The sequence below is a fragment of the Clostridium sp. DFI.5.61 genome (genome assembly GCF_024462915.1).
In the GTDB taxonomy this organism is placed as follows: Bacteria; Bacillota; Clostridia; order Oscillospirales; family Oscillospiraceae; genus Lawsonibacter; species Lawsonibacter asaccharolyticus.
Map to the genome: position 1 here is coordinate 1 of NZ_JANGBZ010000064.1, position 17216 is coordinate 17216.

The 17216-nt window shown below is 64.2% G+C and carries 16 protein-coding genes and 1 pseudogene; 11 read left to right on the forward strand and 6 right to left on the reverse strand.

Annotated elements, in window-relative coordinates:
* Positions 1-180: 180 nt before the first annotated feature.
* Together NE584_RS17050 and NE584_RS17055 are read left to right on the forward strand one after the other, a co-directional pair.
* Positions 181-684: an RNA polymerase sigma factor gene (locus NE584_RS17050; RefSeq protein ID WP_108980618.1), complete on the forward strand. Its 504-nt coding sequence runs from the start codon at positions 181-183 to the stop codon at positions 682-684.
* Positions 674-1591 carry an anti-sigma factor gene (locus NE584_RS17055; RefSeq protein WP_108980617.1) on the forward strand — a complete coding sequence of 306 codons (918 nt, stop codon included), beginning with the start codon at positions 674-676 and terminating at the stop codon, positions 1589-1591. The genes NE584_RS17050 and NE584_RS17055 overlap by 11 nt, the downstream gene beginning before the upstream one ends.
* Before the next feature lie 86 nt (positions 1592-1677).
* Here NE584_RS17055 and gluQRS read toward each other — a convergent pair whose 3' ends face one another.
* A complete protein-coding gene (gene gluQRS / locus NE584_RS17060) occupies positions 1678-2583 on the reverse strand; it encodes a tRNA glutamyl-Q(34) synthetase GluQRS (RefSeq protein ID WP_302137866.1) in 906 nt (301 codons plus the stop codon).
* 13 nt (positions 2584-2596) lie between these two features.
* Positions 2597-3505 (reverse strand): NAD(P)-dependent oxidoreductase, encoded by a 909-nt coding sequence (locus tag NE584_RS17065; protein WP_256183334.1) that lies wholly within the window; start codon positions 3503-3505, stop codon positions 2597-2599.
* Between the two features lie 209 nt (positions 3506-3714).
* Between NE584_RS17065 and NE584_RS17070 the strand changes: the two genes are divergently transcribed.
* Together NE584_RS17070 and NE584_RS17075 are read left to right on the forward strand one after the other, a co-directional pair.
* Positions 3715-4290 carry an RNA polymerase sigma factor gene (locus NE584_RS17070; protein WP_108980615.1) on the forward strand — a complete coding sequence of 192 codons (576 nt, stop codon included), beginning with the start codon at positions 3715-3717 and terminating at the stop codon, positions 4288-4290.
* Positions 4290-5813: a PepSY domain-containing protein gene (locus NE584_RS17075; RefSeq protein WP_108980614.1), complete on the forward strand. Its 1524-nt coding sequence runs from the start codon at positions 4290-4292 to the stop codon at positions 5811-5813. Before NE584_RS17070 ends, NE584_RS17075 begins: the two co-directional genes overlap by 1 nt.
* Positions 5814-5885: 72 nt before the next feature.
* Here NE584_RS17075 and polA read toward each other — a convergent pair whose 3' ends face one another.
* Complete coding sequence (gene polA, locus NE584_RS17080) at positions 5886-8567, reverse strand: DNA polymerase I (protein ID WP_108980613.1); 2682 nt, start codon at positions 8565-8567, stop codon at positions 5886-5888.
* 197 nt (positions 8568-8764) lie between these two features.
* On the opposite strand from polA, the gene NE584_RS17085 reads away from it, so the two are divergent.
* Positions 8765-9298 (forward strand): hypothetical protein, encoded by a 534-nt coding sequence (locus NE584_RS17085; RefSeq protein WP_256183335.1) that lies wholly within the window; start codon positions 8765-8767, stop codon positions 9296-9298.
* Positions 9299-9356: 58 nt separating this feature from the next.
* Here the strand turns inward: NE584_RS17085 and NE584_RS17090 are convergent, their stop codons facing one another.
* Entirely contained in the window at positions 9357-9947 is a 591-nt protein-coding gene (locus NE584_RS17090; protein ID WP_157954719.1) for an NAD(P)H-dependent oxidoreductase, read from the reverse strand.
* Positions 9948-10210: 263 nt separating this feature from the next.
* Between NE584_RS17090 and NE584_RS17095 the strand changes: the two genes are divergently transcribed.
* Genes NE584_RS17095 through NE584_RS17110 form a run of 4 tightly spaced genes read left to right on the forward strand, consistent with a single transcriptional unit; the run spans position 10211 to position 12734 of the window.
* Complete coding sequence (locus NE584_RS17095; protein WP_108980610.1) at positions 10211-10945, forward strand: WecB/TagA/CpsF family glycosyltransferase; 735 nt, start codon at positions 10211-10213, stop codon at positions 10943-10945.
* Positions 10945-11622 (forward strand): thymidylate kinase, encoded by a 678-nt coding sequence (locus NE584_RS17100; protein WP_050623540.1) that lies wholly within the window; start codon positions 10945-10947, stop codon positions 11620-11622. Before NE584_RS17095 ends, NE584_RS17100 begins: the two co-directional genes overlap by 1 nt.
* A 13-nt stretch (positions 11623-11635) precedes the next feature.
* Positions 11636-12199: a DJ-1 family glyoxalase III gene (locus tag NE584_RS17105; RefSeq protein WP_108980609.1), complete on the forward strand. Its 564-nt coding sequence runs from the start codon at positions 11636-11638 to the stop codon at positions 12197-12199.
* Positions 12159-12734: a 5-formyltetrahydrofolate cyclo-ligase gene (locus NE584_RS17110; RefSeq protein WP_108980608.1), complete on the forward strand. Its 576-nt coding sequence runs from the start codon at positions 12159-12161 to the stop codon at positions 12732-12734. Before NE584_RS17105 ends, NE584_RS17110 begins: the two co-directional genes overlap by 41 nt.
* Before the next feature lie 79 nt (positions 12735-12813).
* On the opposite strand, the gene NE584_RS17115 is transcribed toward NE584_RS17110, so the two are convergent.
* Complete coding sequence (locus tag NE584_RS17115) at positions 12814-12996, reverse strand: hypothetical protein (protein WP_050623537.1); 183 nt, start codon at positions 12994-12996, stop codon at positions 12814-12816.
* A 122-nt stretch (positions 12997-13118) separates the two neighbouring features.
* On the opposite strand from NE584_RS17115, the gene mltG reads away from it, so the two are divergent.
* Together mltG and NE584_RS17125 are read left to right on the forward strand one after the other, a co-directional pair.
* On the forward strand, positions 13119-14258 hold the full coding sequence (gene mltG / locus NE584_RS17120; RefSeq protein ID WP_256183336.1) for an endolytic transglycosylase MltG: 1140 nt from the start codon (positions 13119-13121) through the stop codon (positions 14256-14258).
* A gap of 94 nt (positions 14259-14352) precedes the next feature.
* On the forward strand, positions 14353-15573 hold the full coding sequence (locus NE584_RS17125; protein ID WP_108980606.1) for a U32 family peptidase: 1221 nt from the start codon (positions 14353-14355) through the stop codon (positions 15571-15573).
* Positions 15574-15690: 117 nt separating this feature from the next.
* Here the strand turns inward: NE584_RS17125 and NE584_RS17130 are convergent.
* A pseudogene (locus NE584_RS17130) lies at positions 15691-17216 on the reverse strand (hypothetical protein); the annotation flags it as partial.

Consider the following 17216-nt stretch of genomic DNA (forward strand, 5'->3'; position numbering starts at 1 on the left):
CCCCCCCCCCCCCCCCCCCCCCCCCCCCCCCCCCCCCCCCCCCCCCCCCCGCTCTGATATCTAAAAGGCCGTCCCCCATCAGGAGCCTGGGCGCGTCCCAAAATTTTCCGCTCAGATCCTGTAACGAATGTCCCGTCCCTGGGACCAATAGATAGAAGGACACGGAAGGAGGCGACCGCCATGGCCCACCGGGGTGAAGACCTGTACGAACAGCACGCCCAGCTGGTGTACCGCTATCTCTTCTCCCTGTGCCGGGACGCTGACCTGGCGGAGGAGCTGTGCCAGGAGACCTTCTGCCAGGCCCTCCGACAGCTGGGCTCCTTCCGCGGGGACTGCACGCCTCAGGTATGGCTGTGCGCCATCGCCAAGCGGCTGTGGTACAAGGAGCTGGAGCGGCGGAAGCGGAACGTTCCCCTGGAGGAGGAGCACCTGGCCGGTCAGGCCGCCCCCGACGATCCAGCGCAGGAGACGGAGCAGCGGGAGGGCCGGCTGGCCCTGTACCGGGCCATGCAGCAGCTGGACCCGGACACCCGGGAGGTCATCCATCTGCGGCTGGCCGGTGACTTCTCCTTCCGAGACATCGGGGACATCCTGGACCGGAGCGAGGTATGGGCCAGGGTCCGGTTCTACCGGGGAAAAGAGGAGCTGGCTCGGATCATGGGAGGTGACAGGGATGGAACATAAACTGGACTGCTGCGTGGTACGGGACCTGCTGCCCGCCTACCTGGAGGGGCTGACAGAGGAGGAGACCACCCGGCAGGTGGAGGCCCACCTGGAGGAGTGTCCGGAGTGCCGTCGGCACCGGGAGGCTATGCAGGCCAGCCTGCCGGTGGTGCGGGCCCCCAAGCGTGCTCTGGCCTTTCTAAAAAAGGTGAAGCGCACCCGGCTGATCGCCGCCGTCCTGTCGGCAGTGGTGGCCCTGCTCCTCATCTTTCTGGTGTACGACAGCGAGTACCACTGGCGTGGGGACCTCCCCTCCCTCACCCAGGGGCTCCAGGACTATCTGGGCTGGACCGATCATCTGGAGGGCTGCGCCATAGAGGCCCTGGCCGCCACAGAGGTGGACGGCACCCTCTATGTGTCCTTCACCTCCGACAGCGAGGACAACGTCCACGGTGTGGCGGAGCTGGACCGGGGCCTCAACGGAAAATATCAGTTCGTTTCCGCAAGCTACTCCCCCTTCCCCTATACCGGAGGGGTCTTCCTCCATAGCAGCGAGGACCTTTGGCTCTTCGCCGGGGTGGGCTGCCGGGAGATCTATGGCTTCACCGCCCAGTTTGAGGTCTACGACTCCCAGGGGCTGGACCGGGTGGTCCCAGTCACCTTTCCGGTGCAGGAGGACACCTTCCTCCTGGCTGTCCCCAAGGACCAGCTGGACCTGGGGACAGGCCCGGATGAGCATGTCCGCCTCCCCGACTCTTTTCTCCTGCTGGACCAGGAGGGGGAGGACATCACGCAGGAGTATGAGGACCCGGAGATCGATCAGAGCTGGGGTGCCGGGACCGGGACAGCGGAGCGTTTTCTCCTCTACGTCCTGATCGGCCTCATCGGTCTCATCGGATTTGCCTTTGTCCGCTTCTTCCTGCTGTAAGCAGAGAGCACGGCGGGGGGGGGGGGGCTGGGCCGCTTCGGGCTGTGAGCCCTCACCCCCCCCCCCCCCCCCCCCCCCCGCCTCTTTTACCAGGGCTCCATGGCGATATCCCGCCGGGGCAGCTTCTCCCAGGCGAACAGGGGTACCAGCTCTTCCGGGGATACAGGGGCCGCCTCCGGGATCAGCCCCGCCAGATGGGCCAGCCGGCCCACCAGCTCCCGGGCGGTAAACCGCTGCTGAAGGGCTCCCAACTCCTGGTCCCGGTCCCGCTTGGCCAGGCGGCGGCCGTCGGGGGCCAGCAGCAGGGGCACATGGCCGTACTCCGGCGCGGGACAGCCCAGCAGCTCCAGCAGATACCGCTGCCGCGGGGTGGAGGAGAGCAGATCGCTGCCCCGCACCACCTGGGTCACCCCCATCCAGGCGTCGTCCACCACCACTGCCAGCTGGTAGGCGTACACCCCGTCGGACCGGCGCAGAATGAAGTCTCCACAGTCCCGGAGCAGGTTTTCCTCATACATCCCCTGGAGCAGGTCCCGGAAGGAGCCGGCACGGTCAGGCACCGCCAAGCGCCAGGCGGGGTTCCGCTGCCTGGCCAGATCCTCCCGCTGTTCCGCCGTCAGCCGCCGGCACCGCCCGTCATACACCGCCTGTCCATCCGAGCGGTGGGGGGCGGAAGCCGCCATCCGCTCCGCCCGGGTGCAGAAGCAGGGATAGACCAGCCTCTTCTCCTCCAGCTGCCGGAAGGCCGCCTCATAGGCCGGGGTCCGCCGGCTCTGGTACACCGGCTCGTTGTCCCAGTCCAGCCCCAGCCACTCCAGGTCCCGCATCACCTGGTCACACCACGCCTGGGTGCAGCGGTCCGGGTCCAGGTCCTCCAGCCGGAGCACCATCCTTCCCCCCGCGCTGCGGGCGGCCAGCCAGGCCAGAAGAGAGGACCACAAATTGCCCAGGTGCATCCGCCCGCTGGGGCTGGGAGCAAAGCGCCCTGTCACCGGCACGCCCACCTCAGTCGGCCCAGGGGTAGTGGCGGATCAGGGCCTGGGTCCCCTCACCCCCATGGCCCTCCGCCTCGATCTGCCGGCAGTCGGCCAGGACCTGCTCCAGCACCTCCAGCTCCAGGCCCCGGTCCCGGCACTCCTGGCTGGCGATCCCCATATCCTTTACAAAATGCCGCAGATAGAAGGCGGCGGAAAAGTCCCCGTTGAGCACCTTGGGGGCAATGATGTCCAGCTGGCCGCTCCGGGCCGCTCCGGTACGGATGGTCTCATAGACCCGCGCCGGGTCCAGGCCTGCCCGCTTGGCGTAGGTCAGCGCCTCGCACACCCCTGCCAGCGCCCCGGCGATGGCGATCTGGTTGGCCATCTTGGTGTGCTGGCCCGCGCCCGGGCCTCCCTCCAGCACGATGTTCTCCCCCATGGTCTCCAGCACGGGCAGCACCTTTTGGAACACGGCCTCATCGCCGCCGGCCATGATGGCCAGCGTCCCGTTGGCCGCGCCGGTATTTCCCCCGGACACCGGGGCGTCCAGGGCGTCCAGCCCCCTCTCCCGGGCCTGGTCATAGATGCGCTGGGCCAGCTTGGGGCTGGTGGTGGTCATGTCGATGAGCACCGTCCCGGGCTGTGCGGACTCCAGCAGTCCCCCGGGGCCAAAATAGACCTCCTCCACGTCCTGGGGATAGCCCACGATGGTGATGACTACCCCACAGCCGGCGGCGCACTGGGCGGCGCTGTCCTTCCAGACCGCTCCCTCCCGCTCCAGTGCCTCTGCCTTGCTCCGGGTGCGGTTGTAGATCTGGACCGGGTAGCCCGCCTTCATCAAATTGCGGATCATCCCCTGTCCCATGATGCCGGTGCCGATAAATCCAATGGTCTGCATGTGTGTACGCCCCTTTTCTGTCTCAGATGTATCCAGCATATCACGCTTTTCCCCCCGAGACAAGGGGGCGGTCCCATTTTGCCTGGACGGCTGGAGCGGGGCTCCGAAGATTTTCGCCCCTTGCGGGGAGGAGGTTTTCCCGCTATAATACAGATATCCTATGGGTACGGACGCTTTCAGATTTTTTTGTTCCGCATGCAATAAAACGCCCGTCTCAAGCATTTTAAGGATGACAGGAGAATGTGTCCATGACAGTGCTTGGACTTTTGACAACCACATATGGGGCCCCCTCCGCCCGGGAGGACCTGGAATCGCTGCTGCTGGGGGTGGCAGCCGGGGATTCCCACAGTCTGGAGGAACTCTATCACCGGACCCGGACCGTAGTCTACGGTCTGGTGCTCTCCTACTTGAAGCACCCCCAGGACGCCGAGGACGTGACACAGGACGCCTTTGTCCGCATCTGGGACACCGCCGCCAGCTACCGCCCCCAGGGCAAGCCTATGGCCTGGCTGCTCACCGTGGCCCGGAATCTGGCTCTGATGAGGCTGCGGGAGCGGGGGAAGACCCAGGAGCTGACCGACGAGGAGTGGTCCGCCCTGCCCGCCCGGGCCCCCGATGTCACCACGGAGGACCGCCACGTCCTCCGCGCCGCCCTTTCCGTCCTGTCCGAGCAGGAGCGGCAGGTGGTCATGCTCCATGCGGTCACCGGCCTGAAGCACCGGGAGATCGCCCAGCTGCTGGAGCTCCCCCTTGCCACAGTCCTGTCCAAATACCGCCGGGCCCTGAAGAAACTGAACCTGCTTCTGGAAGGAGATGACGCCTGATGACAGAACGCCAGTTGGAAGAGCGCCTGCGCGCCGCTCTGGAACACGCGGCCCCCAACGATGTGGAGGGGGTCCTCTCCCGCTGTGCCCCCCGTCAGGGCGGTGCGATCCCCATCACGGCGGCCCGGGCCAGCCCCAAGAAGCACCGCTGGCTCCCTCTGGCCGCTGCCGCCTGCCTTGTGCTCGCTGTGACGGGAGGTGGCGTCGGTTACTACCTCCAGTCCAACACCGTAGCCTCCATCATCTCCCTGGACGTGAACCCCGGTGTGGAGCTGACGGTGAACCGGCAGGAAAAGGTGCTGTCCGCCGCCCCCACCAACGAGGATGCGGTGGATATCCTGGATGGCATGGAGCTGAAGGGGACCCCCTTGGATGTGGCCATGAACGCCATCGTGGGCTCCCTGGTCAAAAACGGCTATGTGGACGAGCTGGCCAACTCCATCCTCATTACGGTGGAAGATGAGGACACTGCCCGGGGCGCCCGGCTCCAGCAGGAGCTGACCAGCCAGGCGGACGCCGTCCTGGCCAGTGCCCAGGTGAACGGGGCCATCCTCTCCCAGACCTTCCAGCACAATGATGCCCTCCAGCAGAAGGCGGACGAGTACGGCATCTCCGCCGGCAAGGCGGCCCTGATCCAGACCATCGCAGACAGCAGTTCCGGCCTTTACACCTTTGAGGAGCTGGTGGGTCTGCCCATCAACGACCTGAACCTGCTCTATACCTCCCTCTTCTCCTTCCGCCCCGCCGACCCCGAGGACATTGGCGTCATCGGCGGCAGCGACGGCTCCTCTTCCGTTCAGACACTACCCAGCAGCGGCATGATCCAGACCTCCGGCCAGGCCAGCGACAGCGCCTACATCGGCGTGGAAGCCGCCCAGGCTGCCGCCTTCTCCCACGCCGGCGTCTCCGCCGCCCAGGCCACTGTACTGGAGATAGACTTCGACTATGAGGATGGAAGGATGGTCTATGAGCTGGAGTTCTATGCCAATGGCAGCGAGTATGAGTACGACATCGACGCCCTCACCGGGGCTGTGGTGAAATCCCAGCAGGAGAGCCGGGGCTCCGCCCCCTCCGGCGGCGCTCCCTCCGGCGCCGACATCGGTGAGCAGGGAGCGAAGGAGGCCGCCCTGGCCCACGCCGGGTTGACGGAGGGGGATGTGGTCTCCCTGTCGGTCAAGCGGGAGTACGACGACGGCCGTCTGGAGTATGAGGTCAAGTTCTGGGTGGATACCACCGAGTATGAGTACACGGTAGATGGCGCCACCGGGGACATCCGCAAGAGCGAGAGGGAGCCACATCCCTCCGCCTCCTCCGCCGACATCGGCCAGGACCAGGCCGTATCCATCGCTCTGGCCCATGCTGGGCTCTCCCAGTCCCAGGTCTATAGGCTGGAGGCAGAGCGGGAGTGGGAGGACGACCATCTGGAGTACCAGGTGGAGTTCAAGGCCGGCGGCATGGAGTACAGCTACGACATTGCCGCCTCTGACGGTGCCATCCTCTCCTTTGAGCGTGAGAAGGACTGAGCTTTTCAAAACAAGGAGCCCGGACGGACTTGAACGGTCCGTCCGGGCTCCCCTGTTTTTTCTGTTTTCCCCTCAGTGGGCATCCGCCCAGCTCTTGCCCGCCGAAGTCTCCGCCAGCAGAGGGACAGACAGGGAGATCACCCGCTCCATCTCCTCCTCCACCAGGGCGCACACCCGCCCCTGTTCCTCCTCCGGGCATTCCACGATCAGCTCGTCGTGGACCTGGAGGACCAGCCGGCCCTCCATCCCCTCCGTACTCAGCCGGTCCCGCACCCGGAGCATGGCCAGCTTGATGATGTCGGCCGCCGTTCCCTGAATAGGCATGTTCAGGGCCACCCGCTCCCCGAAGGAGCGGGTATTGAAGTTGGAGGACTTCAGCTCCGGCAGCCAGCGCCGCCGGCCGAACAGTGTGGAGACATAGCCCTCCTCCTTGGCCCGCTCCACTACCCGGTCCATATAGGCCCGCACCCCGGCATACTTCAGGAAATATCGATCCATATACTCCTTGGCTTCCGCCACCGACACCCCGATGTCCTGGGACAGGGAGAAGGGGGAGATGCCGTACACGATGCCGAAGTTTACCGCCTTGGCCCGGCGGCGCATCTCTCCGGTCACTTGGTCCGGCTCCACTCCGAACACCTGGGAGGCGGTGATCGTGTGGATGTCCTCCCCGGTACGGAAGGCGCCGATCATGTGCTCGTCCTCCGCCATGTGAGCCAGCAGGCGCAGCTCGATCTGGGAGTAGTCCGCGTCCACCAGCACCTTGCCCGGTCCCGCCACGAACATCTTCCGCAGCTGCGCCCCCAGCTCGGTGCGGACGGGGATATTCTGGAGGTTGGGCTCCGCCGAGCTGAGCCGCCCGGTGGCGGTCACCGTGTTCTGGAAGCAGGTGTGGATCCGCCCATCCGCCCCGATCACCTTGGAGAGCCCGTCCACATAGGTGGATTTCAGCTTGGTCAGCTGCCGGTACTCCAGAATGGTCTCGATGATAGGGTGCTGGCCCCGCAGCTTCTCCAGCACGTCGGCGTTGGTGGAGTAGCCAGTCTTGGTCTTTTTCACCGGGGGCAGTCCCAGCTGGTCAAAGAGGATGCGGCCCAGCTGCTGGGTGGAGTTGATGTTGAACTCCTCCCCCGCCAGCGCAAAGATGGCTGCCTGGGCCCCCTGTATCCCCTGGGAGAGCATCTCTCCGAAGCGGATCAGCGCCCCCCGGTCCACCAGCATCCCTTCCCGCTCCATCTCCGCCAGCACTGGGCAGAGGGGCAGCTCGATCTGCTGGTACAGCGTCCACAGGTCCAGCTCCTCCAGCCGCTTTCTCAGCGTTTGGTGGAGGGCCCCGATAAGGGCGCAGTGGGATATCAGGGCGCCCATTGGGGCCGCCGGGTCGGCCAGGGGGCCGAAGGCCCCCTCCTCCAGATAGGCGGCTGCCTTGGGGAACTCCTGGTTGTAGTAGGTCATCCCCAGCTTCTCCAGCTCGTAGCTGCCGTCAGTAGGGGCCAGGAGATAGGCCGCCACTTCGGTGTCAAAGATGAAGTCCCCGGGCTCGATCCCCTCGTCCAGCAGGGCTTTCCAAATCTCCTTGACCCCATGGGCCGCCTTGCGGATGCCTGGGGCGAAGAGCTCCCTCAAGAACTGGTTGTGGCAGTCCAGCCGGCCGGCAAAAAACAGCGCCGCCCGGGAGAGGCTCTCACTCTCCTGCCACTCCACGCACACGGTGTCCAGCCCGGGCAGAGCCAGCACATCCACCTGGTCCAGCCCCCGCCACAGGGCAAGCAGCTCCTCCATCCTCTCCCCGCTCTCCACCACCTCGCTCTCACAGGTTCCGGTGACCGGGGCCGTCTCTGTATCCCCCTCTCCCTGGGGTGCGGTGAGTCCGTATTTATCGATGAGCTTGGCAAACTCCAGCCGGAGGAAGAGCTGGTACAGGGCGGCCCGGTCCGGCTCCCGGCGCAGGTTTGCCTCCGGTGTGAACTCGATGGGAGCGTCGGTGCGGATGGTGGCCAGATCATAGGACATGCGGGCCATCTCCTCCCCCTCGGCCAGCTTTTTGACCACTCCCGGCTTGGCTGGGGTGCCGGCGGCCATCTCAATCTCCGGCATGGCCGCGTACAGCAGGTCGATGGATCCATACCGCTGGACCAGGGCCATGGCCGTCTTCTCCCCCACCCCTTTCACCCCGGGGATGTTGTCGCTGGCATCCCCCATGAGGGCTTTCAGATCGATAATGTGGATGGGCCCGAAGCCGTACTCCTCCTGAAAGGTCTCCGGGGTCATATCCCGGGTGGCGGTACGGCCCATGCGGGTGGACACCAGCTTGACGGTGGTGGTCTCTGTCACCAACTGGAGGGAGTCCTTGTCCCCTGTGACCACCACGGTCTCCCACCCGGCAGCAGTATCCTTCACCGAGATGGTGCCGATGAGGTCGTCCGCCTCCCATCCGTCCAGCTCGTACATGGGGATGTTCAGGGCCGCGAGGACCTCCTTCAGGATGGGCATCTGACTGGCCAGCTCGTCGGGCATCCCCTTGCGGGTGGCCTTATAGCCCTCATAGGCCAGATGACGGAAGGTGGGGGCCTTCCGGTCAAAGGTGACACACAGTGCCTGAGGTTCGCACTCGTCCAGCAGCTTGTTCAGGATGGCCAGAAAGCCGAACACCGCATTGGTGGGCTGGCCGTCCCGGGTGGTCAGGTTCTGGCTCACGCCGTAAAAGGCCCGATTGACAATGGAATTCCCATCCAGGACCATCAGTTTTTTCATAGGGTCTGTCCTCCTGTTTCCGGCCCACAGCCGGAGGAATGATCGAATGATTTATTGTATAGTATATCAGCTTTTCCCCTGGCAAACAAGATAAAAGCCCCCCTGGCTCCTTGCAGTTTTTCCCCTTGTATGGTATTCTGAGGACAGAGTTCCCCCCGAATATGTCATAGCTTTTATTGTCAGGAGGCTGATGAGTAATGGAGCGAAAGGCTTCTTCCCTCCGGTTCACCCGTGGGCGACTGGCCGCCCTGCTGTCGGCCGTGGTGCTGGTGACCATCGTGGTGTTCTCTCTGACCTTTTATCACCTGTGCCTGCACGCCAAGCGGATGGAGGTTCTCACTCAGGGGGACGGACCGCTATGGGCCTTTGAGCAGGGCCAGCTTGATGTCCTGTCTCAGGAGGCGGACGGCGCCACGGTCTACGGCGGCTCCGGATGCCGCGTCATAGTCCGGAACGGAGAGATCACCGCAGTCACGGATGAGAACATGGGGTTCTCCAAGTTCTACGAGGGGGGCGTTTTGACCTCCGTCACCTTTGACAATCCCTTGGCGGAGGCAGCTGCTCTGTGCACCCCCTTCTCTGTAAACTCCTATGTGCAGTACACGGTCCGCACCCCGGAGGAGGCCCGGACCATCCGGGCAGAGCTGGACCGGGGCGGGACCGCCGCTCTGGAGGCGCGCGGCCTGCGCTGCTGGGCGCTGGGCAACGGCTATCTCGTTGTGGAGACATGAACTCCCGCCGCATCACAGAAGAAAACACAGCCGCCAGCGTACTGGCGGCTGTGTTTTCTTAAATCTCTGCGGCCAGCCGGGCGGCCCGCTCCTGGGCCTCCCGCAAAATGGCCTCCGGGTCATTGCCCCGGATATCCAGTCCCTGGGCAGCGACGCAGTGGGTATTGGTGATCCCCAGCATCCCGGCCACCCCTCTGACATACTCATATCCGAAATTCCGATCCTCCAGCGGCCCGCCGGCGGTGGTAATATAAATCAGCCGCTCTGCCCGGCACAGCCCCCGCTGCTCCCCCGCCTGTGTGTATCCAAATGTGATCCCCAGTGTGCAGGCCCACTCCAGATAGACCTTCAGCGCCGCCGGGAATCCCAGATCCCAATAGGGGGCTCCCACCACCACCAGATCCGCCCGGGCCATCTCCCGGGCGGGGAGGAGCAGCGGGTCCTCCCGCCCCTCCGCGGCCAGCTCCTCCCTGCGCCGGGACAGCTCCGCCGTCATCACGGGCAGCTCCGCCCTGGTCAGGTCCCGCTCCGCCACCTTCAGCCCCGGACGGCGGACCCTCAGTTCCTCCAAAAATGTGCGGCACAGCTCCAGCGTCCGGGACTGTCCCGCCCCCCTCATACAGCTGTTAATCCACAGTACCTGTTTCATGCCTGTCCTCCTTTTCCTCGGGCCTCTGCCCATTTTCTCTCCATTATGCCCCTTCTCAGCCCCGGCGTCAACCACGCTTTGTCTTTCCCGTGCTTTTTCATAGACTTTTCCGTTTTCCCATGATATAATACCCGGAGAATCGCGGAGATCCCCGATATTTTTCCGGTCCTGGCCTGCGGGCAGGGCTGTTATGCTGCATGATCCCGCCCCCGGGCCCGCTGCCCGGCCGGGCTGTATTCTGTTCAAGTTCTGGAGGAAGCACTTTGAAAACAGATATTTTGGGCATCCGTTTCGATGACCTCACCCGGGAGGAGGCCGCCCAGGCGGGCGCCGGCCTGCTCCGCTCTGGCAGCTTTCACTATGTGGTGACCCCCAACCCTGAATTTATCCTGGCCTCAGAGAAGGACCCAGAGTTCCGCCGCATCCTGAACGAGGCCGATCTGGTCCTGCCAGACGGCATCGGCGTGGTTTATTCCGCCAAAATTTTGGGCACACCTTTGAAGGAGCGGGTACCCGGCATCGACTTTGCCGCTGACATGCTGGCCCAGCTCAACGAGATCGGGGGCCGCCTCTTCCTGCTGGGTGCCAAGCCCGGCGTGGCTGAGGAGGCAGGCAGCCGCATCTGTGCCCAGTACCCCAATCTGGTCCTCTGCGGCACCCATGACGGCTACTTTGATAACGAGGCCCCCGTGGTCCGGGCGGTGTCTCAGGCCGCTCCCGACCTGCTGTTCGTCTGCCTGGGCGCGCCCAAGCAGGAGAAGTGGATGGCCCGGTGGGGCGCGCTCACCGGCGCCAAGCTGGCCATCGGCCTGGGCGGCGCCCTGGACGTCTTTGCCGGCAACGTGGACCGGGCACCGGAGAAGTGGCGCAGAATGGGGCTGGAGTGGGCCTACCGCCTGAGCCGGGAGCCCAAGCGCATCGGCCGGATGGCCAAGCTGCCTCTGGTACTGACCAGATCTCTGGGGGCCCGCCTCCGGGGCAAGGGGGGCCGGAGCTGATGCCGGGAAAGCTGATCGTCTTTGAGGGGACGGACGGCTCTGGCAAGTCCACCCAGTTTCAGGCGCTGTGCGCCCGGGTGGAACAGACGGGCACCCCCTTCCGCCGCCTGGTCTTCCCCCAGTACCAAGAGCCCTCATCCGCCCTCATCCGCATGTATCTGGGCGGGGAATTCGGCTCCCGCCCAGGGGATGTGAATCCCTACGCCGCCTCCGCTTTCTATGCGGTGGACCGGTACGCCTCTTTGAAAAAAGTATGGGGGGAATACTATTCCCAGGGGGGGCTGATCCTCACCGACCGCTACACTACCTCCAATGCCGTCCACCAGGGGGCCAAGTGCGCCCCCCAGGAGCGCCCCGCCTTTCTGGGCTGGCTGGACGACTTTGAGCACGACAAGCTGGGCCTGCCCCGGGCCGACCTGGTCCTCTATCTGGATATGCCTACCCGCTGCTCCCTGGAGCTGCTCCGCAGCCGGGAGGCAGCCACCCACACTCAGGGGGACATCCACGAGGTGGACCCCGACTATCTGGCCGCCTGCCGGGACAGCGCCCTCCAGGCTGCCCGGCTCCTGGGCTGGCAGGTCATCCCCTGCGTCACGGGGGACGGCCGTCTGCGCACGGTGGAGGAGATCCACCGGGAGGTGTGGTCCCTGGTCTCCCCCCTGTTGAATCTGAATTAAGAAGGAGCTCCCCATGGTTTATATTCTCCTGGCCGAAGGCTTTGAAGAGGCCGAGGCCCTGATCCCCGCCGACCTGCTCCGCCGGGCCGGACTGCCTGTTTCCCTGGTGGGGCTGAACGCCGCCACCGTGGCTGGCGGGCATGGCATCGCTGTTGCCGCCGACCTGACGCTGGAGCAGGTCGTCCTCTCCTCCCAGGACATGCTGCTCCTGCCCGGAGGGAAGGGGGGCGTGGAGTCCATGCAGATGGACCTGTTCGCCCTGGCCCTGATCCAGAAAGCCCACACTGTGGGCTGTTATCTGGCCGCCATCTGCGCAGCCCCCACCCTGCTGGCCCACCTTGGGCTGCTGGACCGCCGCAGCGCGGTCTGCTACCCCGGCATGGAGGGAGAGATGGGCTCCGCCGTGGTCCGGCCGGAGTGTCCTGTGGTAGTGGACGGACGCATCATCACCGCCCGCTCCGCCGGCTGCGCCTTTGACTTTGCCCTCAAGCTCATCGAGATCCTCGCCGGCTCCGAAAAAGCAAAGGAGGTCCAACATGCCATCCACTACCGCGGAACAGAAGAAACAACTGCGTAAGTCCGTCCGCAGCCTGCTCACCACCCTCTCCCCGGAGGAGCGGACGGCCGGAGACCGGGCCATGTTCCAGGCATTTCTTTCCCTGCCGGAGGTCCGGCAGACTGGCACTTTTTTCCTCTTCTGGGGCATCGCCGGCCTGGAGCCGGACACCGGCTCTCTGGCCGCCTCGCTGACCAAGCTGGGGAAGACGGTCTGTCTGCCCCGGGTAGTCCCCGGCTTCGGGATGGAGTGCCGGGTCTACCGCCCGGAGCTGCCCATGGCCATCTCCGACTTCGGCATCCAGGAGCCCACGGAGCAGGCCCCTCTGATCCGCCCTGAGGAGATCGGCCTTGCCCTTGTCCCCGCTCTGTGCTATGATGAGGGCGGACGCCGCCTGGGCTTCGGGGGAGGCTACTACGACCGCTGGCTGGAGAGCTTCTCCGGGACCACCGTTGGCCTGTGCCGGGAGTGCGTCCTCCAGCGGAGTCTGCCGGTAGAGCCCCACGACCTGGGGGTCCATGTTCTGGTGACGGACCGACGGGTCCTCCGCTTCTGAGCCCCTGCCTGTCCGCCGGCCCCGCAGGAAAAAGGCAGGGCCGGAGGGCCCCGCCTGTCTCCAGCGGATGTAGTCCGCCTCAGCAGCAGCTGTCGCCGCAGCCGCAGCCGCTGTTGCCGCAGTTGTTCCCGCAGCCGCAGCTGTTGCAGCCGCAGTTACTGTTGCAGCCCCAGCTGTTTCCGCCGCAGCCCCAGATGATGATCAGGATCAGGATGATCCACAGACAGCTGTTACCGCCGCAACCGTTGTTTCCAAAGCACATGAAACATTCACCTCACTCAAAGTCGGCCGAGACCGTCGCCGGTCTCTCGCCTCTGTACCATTCTATGGCCCACCCCTGTCCCCGGTTCCACGGGGAAGGAAATTTTGTTAGGAGCTGACCCTATGCCTCAGGAACGCAGAAACTCAGACTACCGGGAGGCCGGCCGGCGCAGCCGGTCCTCCTCCCCCGCCCCCCGGCGCCGGCGCAGCGCCGCCCGCTCCGCCAGCTTTGCCGTGCTCTACGCTGTGGCCGTCATCGGCGTATCCGCTCTGCTGGCCTGTGTGGGCTGGATCGCCGCCAGCGACGTGCTGGCCCTGAACAAGGAGGAGCACTCCGTCACCGTCACCATCACCCCGGAGGACAGCTATGACGACGTGGTGGATATGCTCAAGGACAACGGCCTGATCGAGTACAAATCTCTCTTCAAGCTCTTCTCCGCCATCACCGGCGGCAAGGACAAGATCGCCTCTTCCGGCACCTTTACCCTGAACTCCGACATGGACTACCGCGCCCTGATCTCCGGCATCAGCGCCAATTCCGCCTCCCGGGCAGTGGTGGATGTCACCATCCCGGAGGGCTACACGGTAGCCCAGATCTTCCAGCTCCTGGAGGAGAAGGGGGTGGCCACGGTGGAGGACCTGAACGAGACGGCGGCCACCCACGACTACGCCTTCTCCTTCCTCCAGGACATTCCCCTGGGTGACCCCGAGCGGCTGGAGGGCTACCTGTTCCCCGCCACCTACGAGTTCTACACGCCCCACAATCCCCTGTACGCCATCAACAAGATGCTTCAGACCTTCGACGCCCAGTTCACCGATGAGATGCGCCAGGAGGTGGCGGACAGCGGACGCACCATCCACGAGGTGCTCACTGTGGCCTCCATGATCGAAAAGGAGACTGACGGTGAGGACCGGGGGAAGATCGCCTCCGTCATCTACAACCGCCTGAACAACCCCGGTGCCTCCGCCGGCACCAACGGCTACCTTCAGATCGACGCCACCCTGGCCTACCTCAACGGGGGCAAGGTGCCCACCGAGGCGGACAAGTCCATCGACTCCCCCTACAATACCTATCTGTATCCCGGCCTGCCCCCCGGCCCCATCGCCAACCCCGGCCTGGAATCCATCAAGGCCGCTATGGAGCCGGAGAGCACCTCCTACTATTATTATACCCTGGGCGACGACAACAAGCACCATTTCTTCAACACTTACGGAGAGATGACCTCCTTCATGTCCACCCAGGCGCTTTACAGCGGCGGCTGACGATTTACAGCGGGCCCCGGAACGACTTCCGGGGCCCGCTCGACCTGTTGAAAAGGCGCGGCTCCTATGCCGCTCTGATGGGAGGCTGATCCTGATGGAACGAAAGAAGATCGAACTGCTGGCTCCGGCCGGCGACATGGAGCGCCTTCAGATGGCCGCCGCCTATGGGGCAGACGCGGTCTATCTGGCCGGTACTACTTTCGGCATGCGCTCCTTTGCCGGCAACTTTACGCCGGAAGCACTGAAGGAGGCGGTGGAGCTCTGCCACCGCCGGGGCATCCGGGTCCATGTTACCTGCAACACCATGCCCCGAAACAATGAGGTGGCCCGCCTGCCGGAGTGGCTGGAATATCTGGACAGCCTGGGGGTGGACGCCATCATCCTGGCCGATGTGGGCACCCTGGCTCTGGCCGCCGCCCACGCCCCCCATGTGGAGCGGCACATCTCCACCCAGGCCAGTGTGGTCAACTACCAGTCCGCCCGGGCATGGCACCAACTGGGGGCCAAGCGGGTCATCCTGGCCCGGGAGCTCAGCCTGGACGAGATCCGGGAGATCCGGGACAAGACGCCCCCCGAGCTGGAGCTGGAGGTCTTTGCCCACGGCGCCATGTGCGTCAGCTACTCCGGCCGGTGCCTGCTGTCCAACTACATGACGGGCCGGGACTCCAACCGGGGGGCCTGCGCCCAGCCCTGCCGCTATCAGTACGCCCTGATGGAGGAGAAGCGGCCGGGAGAATACTTCCCCGTCTATGAGGAGAATGGGGAGACCTACATCATGAACTCCCGGGATATGTGCATGATCGACCACGTGGGCGAGCTGATGGACGCCGGCCTGGACTCCCTCAAGATCGAGGGGCGGGCCAAATCAGCTTACTACGCCGCCATCGTCACCGGAGCTTACCGCCACGCTATCGACGCCGCCTGGAGCGGCATGCCTCTGGACCCCGTCTGGCGGGATGAGGTAGAGCACATCAGCCACCGGCACTATTCCACCGGTTTCTTTTACGGCCAGCCAGGCCAGTTCACAGAGGATTCCCGTTACATCCGGGACTGGCAGATCACCGCAAAGGTGGTCAGCTGTGACCAGGAGGGCCGCGCCCTGCTCACCCTGAACAACAAGTTTTCCCTGGGCGACCGGCTGGAGCTGGTGGGCCCCGGCGTCCGCCCCCAGCCTCTGGAGGTCACGGCGCTGTGGGACGAGGACGGCCTGCCCCTTACCCAGGTACGTAAGCCCCAGATGCGCTTCCGCATGCAGCTGCCCCAGTCGGTGCCCCCCCTCTCCATCCTGCGCCGTCAGGCGGACCTGACCCCTTGAGTTCTTTCTGTGCAAACGAGCGCAGGGCTTCTCCCCGTGTGGGGAGAAGCCCTGCGCTTTCCTTTTTGTTCTCTGACAGATGGAAGCGAACCGTTGTCTTTTTAAAATTTGCTGCTCTCAGTTCAGCGCCACCGCATCGTCCTTTTCAAAGGCGGAGGGGCTGTAATAGCGGGTCACAGTGCCGTCCGCGGCCTTCTCAAAGCTGAAGTGCTCCATGAAGTCCCACAGCATAGGCATATCAGAGGGATAGCAGTTGTGGGGACGCAGGAGGCACTGCGCCCACTGAACCAAAGGAACTTCTACGCCATCAACAGTCTTGCTCCAAATATATACTTCCGGATGGCGAGAGTCAGCATTTACTACACTGCTAGCGCTGTTTGCCTCATAGGCAACCTCAAATCCATTCACCTGGAGCATATAGTTTGCCCACGACTGCATGTCTTTAGCTTCAAATCCATCTGCCATACTACCAGAATCCATCTGCCCTGTAACCATCATGGTGGGAATCGACTCATAAGCAGGCTCTGTCGAAGTTACCATCATTCCTTCCTGATTCTTACTGGGATCTTTTGGTGTAACTGCTCCAGAAGTCGTGGCGACAGCAGCATAGAATTCAGGATTGGTCATTGCAAACCCCTGGGTAGTGTTGGATCCCGCAGACTGGCCGGAGCCATAGATCCGGGTGAAGTCCAGATCTGCATAGCTGCCGTCGATCTGCTCCTCCAGGATGGTGATCAGGGAGTGGTAGAACTTGTCGGAGTCGGCATGGGACACGCTGCACGGACTGGCATTATAGGTCTCGCACACAAAGGCCAGCACGATCCCCTCGTCCTCGGCGATCTGCCACCACAGAGTGGAGTCCAGGAAGATGGAGTCGGTCTGGGTGTTGCCGGGATAAATCATCAGCACTGGCAGTTCCTTGCCCTCGAAGCCCTCAGGCACGTAGATGATATACTCCCGGGGGTCCCACAACCCATCTCCGCTGTTGTCGCTGAAGGCGATCACGCCCACCTGGACGGTGCCGTGGCCGTCAATGGCCACATCCTCCTGGGCCAGGATCTGGGTCCCGTCACTGAGGGTCTTCTGCACCTGTCCGGCCTTGGCCTGCTTCTGGGCGGCCACCCGGGCGGAGGTGTAGTCCAGGCGCTGGGCGATGGCATTGGAATATGCGAAGGTCGTATCATACCGGGTGTACTGGGCCATCCAGGCGTACAGCTCTGCGGCGCTCACATCGGCACTGCCGGTCACCTTCACCTGAGAGATGCCGTGGTCGGCCCCGGCGGCCTCCAGACGGCTGTTGGCATAGTCGGTCTGATAGGCGTCAGAATCCAGCTTCTGGTAATAGGTGTCTCCCTCAGCTGCGGCCTCACAGTCGTTTGCCGTCTTCCAGTGGGCGTCGCTGCCGGTATAGGCAGCCAGCCATGTAGGCACAGGCGCGTCCTTCGGGGCGATCTCCCCGGCAATGCCCACCTGCTTCAGGGTCTTATCCAGCACATCGGTGATGTCGCCATTGGCGCTCTTCCCGTCATACGTTTTGCTGCTCACGCTGGCCAGATAGTCGTCTCCGGCACTCTCGCCGTCCACAAAAGCCTGGCTGATGACAAAGATGGGATTCTCAGCGGCCCAGGCCTCCAGGGGAGCGG

What these genes read in the sequence shown, in the direction of transcription:
- NE584_RS17100 (WP_050623540.1), top strand. Translation starts at nt 10,945, where the DNA reads ATGCCGGGAAAGCTGATCGTCTTTGAGGGGACGGACGGCTCTGGCAAG.
- polA (WP_108980613.1), bottom strand. Translation starts at nt 8,567, where the DNA reads ATGAAAAAACTGATGGTCCTGGATGGGAATTCCATTGTCAATCGGGCC.
- mltG (WP_256183336.1), top strand. Translation starts at nt 13,119, where the DNA reads ATGCCTCAGGAACGCAGAAACTCAGACTACCGGGAGGCCGGCCGGCGC.
- NE584_RS17065 (WP_256183334.1), bottom strand. Translation starts at nt 3,505, where the DNA reads ATGCTGGATACATCTGAGACAGAAAAGGGGCGTACACACATGCAGACC.
- NE584_RS17070 (WP_108980615.1), top strand. Translation starts at nt 3,715, where the DNA reads ATGACAGTGCTTGGACTTTTGACAACCACATATGGGGCCCCCTCCGCC.
- NE584_RS17075 (WP_108980614.1), top strand. Translation starts at nt 4,290, where the DNA reads ATGACAGAACGCCAGTTGGAAGAGCGCCTGCGCGCCGCTCTGGAACAC.
- NE584_RS17115 (WP_050623537.1), bottom strand. Translation starts at nt 12,996, where the DNA reads ATGTGCTTTGGAAACAACGGTTGCGGCGGTAACAGCTGTCTGTGGATC.
- NE584_RS17055 (WP_108980617.1), top strand. Translation starts at nt 674, where the DNA reads ATGGAACATAAACTGGACTGCTGCGTGGTACGGGACCTGCTGCCCGCC.
- NE584_RS17105 (WP_108980609.1), top strand. Translation starts at nt 11,636, where the DNA reads ATGGTTTATATTCTCCTGGCCGAAGGCTTTGAAGAGGCCGAGGCCCTG.
- NE584_RS17050 (WP_108980618.1), top strand. Translation starts at nt 181, where the DNA reads ATGGCCCACCGGGGTGAAGACCTGTACGAACAGCACGCCCAGCTGGTG.
- NE584_RS17090 (WP_157954719.1), bottom strand. Translation starts at nt 9,947, where the DNA reads ATGAAACAGGTACTGTGGATTAACAGCTGTATGAGGGGGGCGGGACAG.
- NE584_RS17085 (WP_256183335.1), top strand. Translation starts at nt 8,765, where the DNA reads ATGGAGCGAAAGGCTTCTTCCCTCCGGTTCACCCGTGGGCGACTGGCC.
- NE584_RS17125 (WP_108980606.1), top strand. Translation starts at nt 14,353, where the DNA reads ATGGAACGAAAGAAGATCGAACTGCTGGCTCCGGCCGGCGACATGGAG.
- NE584_RS17110 (WP_108980608.1), top strand. Translation starts at nt 12,159, where the DNA reads ATGCCATCCACTACCGCGGAACAGAAGAAACAACTGCGTAAGTCCGTC.